The sequence below is a fragment of the Gemmatimonas sp. genome, assembly GCF_044376735.1.
Taxonomy (GTDB): Bacteria; Gemmatimonadota; Gemmatimonadetes; order Gemmatimonadales; family Gemmatimonadaceae; genus Gemmatimonas.
In genome coordinates this window covers 1-2,851 of record NZ_JBILKJ010000261.1, presented here as the reverse complement: position 1 = coordinate 2,851, position 2,851 = coordinate 1, and the positions used below count along the sequence as shown (strand labels likewise).

The 2,851-nt window shown below is 64.7% G+C and carries 3 protein-coding genes; 1 reads left to right on the top strand and 2 read right to left on the bottom strand.

Features of this window, described 5'->3' with window-relative positions; all coding sequences use genetic code 11:
* Positions 1–331: helix-turn-helix domain-containing protein (locus ACIRA7_RS16390; RefSeq protein ID WP_396221902.1), on the bottom strand; the 331-nt coding region annotated here is incomplete at its 3' end.
* A gap of 408 nt (positions 332–739) precedes the next feature.
* Here ACIRA7_RS16390 and ACIRA7_RS16385 point away from each other — a divergent pair.
* Complete coding sequence (locus tag ACIRA7_RS16385; protein WP_396221901.1) at positions 740–1,597, top strand: helix-turn-helix domain-containing protein; 858 nt, start codon at positions 740–742, stop codon at positions 1,595–1,597.
* A 524-nt stretch (positions 1,598–2,121) separates the two neighbouring features.
* Here ACIRA7_RS16385 and ACIRA7_RS16380 read toward each other — a convergent pair.
* Complete coding sequence (locus tag ACIRA7_RS16380) at positions 2,122–2,352, bottom strand: hypothetical protein (protein WP_396221900.1); 231 nt, start codon at positions 2,350–2,352, stop codon at positions 2,122–2,124.
* Positions 2,353–2,851: the final 499 nt, after the last annotated feature.

Sequence of the window (2,851 nt, the reverse complement as noted above, 5' to 3'; positions counted from 1 at the left end):
TGGCGCGAACGGCCGCGCTCGCATCGCGACGTACGCCGCGCTGCCGGGCAGGGGCGGCGCGCTCGAGATCCTCCAGCCTCTCGACCGTGACCGCCGGGAAGAGATCGTCGAGGCTCGGCGAGACGTTCAGCGCCACCGCGATGCGCACCAACCGCTCGAACGCGATCTGCCCCGTGCTCTCGAAGCGCCGGAGTGTGTCGACTGAGACGCCGGCCCGCTCCGCCAGGACCTCGCGTGTGAGTCCAAGCGCGAGGCGGCGGGCCTTGGCGCGCTCGCCGGTGCGCTGTACCAGCGCCTTGGGAGTCTGTTCGATAAGTTGTGCTTTTCGCATCAATAACCCTCTGAATCGATTCTTATAGCGTAAATATAAGGTGTTATCGTACAACCGCTACCTTCGTGCGCGTCACGGTCGCAACCACCGCCGGCGACGTGCCCTCATCGAGTAACGATGTGCAACAGGCTGTCTGCCGCCGCCCGCCACCTCTGGGCGATGCTCCGGGCGCACCGCGACCGCTCAGACAATCCCGCTCATGTGGATGGCAGGTGCTCACAAGCACGGCAAGCGCCATGAGGATTCGCGGGAGTCGGATCACGAAGATCCCCGTGATCCACATACGCCCGTCGACACCGTGAGGTCGCGCTGGTAGCTGCATCTCGTCGCTCCGTTTGCTAGGACGGAAGCAAGCTGCGTTGGCCATTGTCGTTGCGCATCCGGGTGGTTCCGAGTATTTCCGAAGCCATGCCTACGGAAAACCGAAGCACACGAAAGTCATCGGCGAGCGTCCGAAAACGAGCAAAGTCCGCATCAAAGGACGCCCCCAATCGAGCGTTCCAAGATCGGCTCCGGCTGCTTGTTCGCGGCTTCGATAGCGCGGCAGCCTTCGCAAGGCACTGCGGAATTCAACAGGCTCGTGTCTCTGAGTGGCTCGCGGGAGAGCAGATGCCAGGCGCGAGCTTGCTCAGTCAGATATGCGAGCGGACGGGCGTCTCTGCCGACTGGCTGCTCATGGGCCGCGGGGGCGAGAGTGTCGTTCCGTGGACGGCGAGTAGATCACGCGAAGAACTCGAACAGGATCTTGCGATCCACGTTCATTCCCACATCCGCAGGCGCGACAACGAGGGCGCGTTCAATGTCGTCAAGGGTCACGGGCTTTCGACCGATTGGCTGGTCGACGGCTGCGGACTGATGAACTCGCTGCTGGAGGCCGAGGAGCAGCGTATTCGCGACTGGGCTGTGTGGGAGCACAAGGTTGATTCACTGCTTCATGTATCCGAGGACATCGTCGAGACGCTGAAAGCCATCGTTCCGTTGCTGCCGGAGGATGATGTTGAACTTGGCGCTCGTGTGCAGCAGCTCGGTGAGGCAGCGATTACAGCGCTTTCGATCTCGAACGTCCTCGATTCGCCGCCACCACCGAACTGCATGCGTCGATTCGGAGGAAGAGTCACGTGGTCATCCCGGGTGGGCCCCACACTCGCCTTGAAGCGTTTGCTTGATCGCGTGAAGAGAGCCCCAGAGAAACGCGGGCGCCGCCAGTTTCAATTCTCTGCGACCGGCAAGCTGATCGTGGCTCCCGTTGATGCGCTGAAGCCATGATCCGATCGTCCCTCCCCGCCCGAAACCCTGAGCGTTTTGTCACATTCTTTGTCACATCGGCACGATGGAAGGCCTGTCACGCGTGATTTCCCCTCTGAAGATCACAACCGCTCTGATCGTATCGGTCGTCCGAGGGGAACTACGGCGCGTACCTCGCGGACCTGAAGAAGCGGAAAGGGGTCGGATGCATGGCCGAAATCGGAGTTCGGAAACCGCGTTCGGCGGTCGGCAGTCGGACTCGCGGTGCGGGTAACATCGGCCGCACACCCCTCCGACCTCCGAATTCGGGACGCGGTTTCCGATCTCGGACCTCCGGCATTGATCCGACTTCCGACCTCCGACCAATCCGGTCGATCCGATCAATCCGCCCATCGGACATCGGAGGTCGGATGAGTGTCCGAAATCGGAGTTCGGAAACGGCGTCCGGCGGTCGGAGCCTTGCCGAGCACTTCAGGCACGGTTTCGGGGCGGCCGAGCGTCCCACACGAGGCCACGCGAGGCCGAACTCCCGGGGAGCGTACCGCTCAGTTGGGGAGCCCGAAATTGTCGTGGCCGAGCATCGCAGCAGCCGGGCGCGGGTCAAGCATGGGGATCTCGCGCATGAAGGCCTGAATCTCGGCACGCCGGGTCGCGACGGAGGGCAGGGGCGGTTCGGCGGCGGAGCCGCCGCAGGCCGCGGCTGGGGCCTGCGGCGCGCGATCGTCCGCCTCGTCGATCGATGCGCCGGTGTTGGTCGTGGCCAGATCGTACGCCATAGGGCGCCGTCAGGACGCGCAAAGACCCCATTGCTCCACGTCCGCCCGTGGCGAGGTGCGAAGGCCATTGCCAACGGACCGTCGACCGAGGCGTACAGCGAGCAGACGGCACGCGAGGCGGGGACTGACAGGCATTTCCGCTACGGCACCGCATGGTGCGCGCGACGTGGTCGGCTGTTTTCGACCAGCACGAGCCGCGATGCCGGCGTGGTGGCCCCGCTCAGGGCAGCGTTGGTTGGTGGTGCGGCCGACGAACGGCGACGCTCATCGCGCGCTCGGGCAGGCGCGAACGCCACGACTCCGCTGTCGTGTGGGCGGGGCTCGACGAGCCGGTCGTGGGACGCCGTCGCCTCCGGCGGTCACCCCCCTAGACCCGTCCGGTGCTGATCAGCTCGTGTGCATCCTGTGTGGGCCCGGTGTCGCGGACCTCGACGTCATCGGAGCCGCCATGCTCGAAGCGCTGGTAGACCTCGAGCACCCGTGGCAGGGCTCGACGGAA

Excerpts from the sequence above, each read along its gene's own strand:
- ACIRA7_RS16385 (WP_396221901.1), top strand. The coding sequence starts at position 740 with ATGCCTACGGAAAACCGAAGCACACGAAAGTCATCGGCGAGCGTCCGA.
- ACIRA7_RS16380 (WP_396221900.1), bottom strand. The coding sequence starts at position 2,352 with ATGGCGTACGATCTGGCCACGACCAACACCGGCGCATCGATCGACGAG.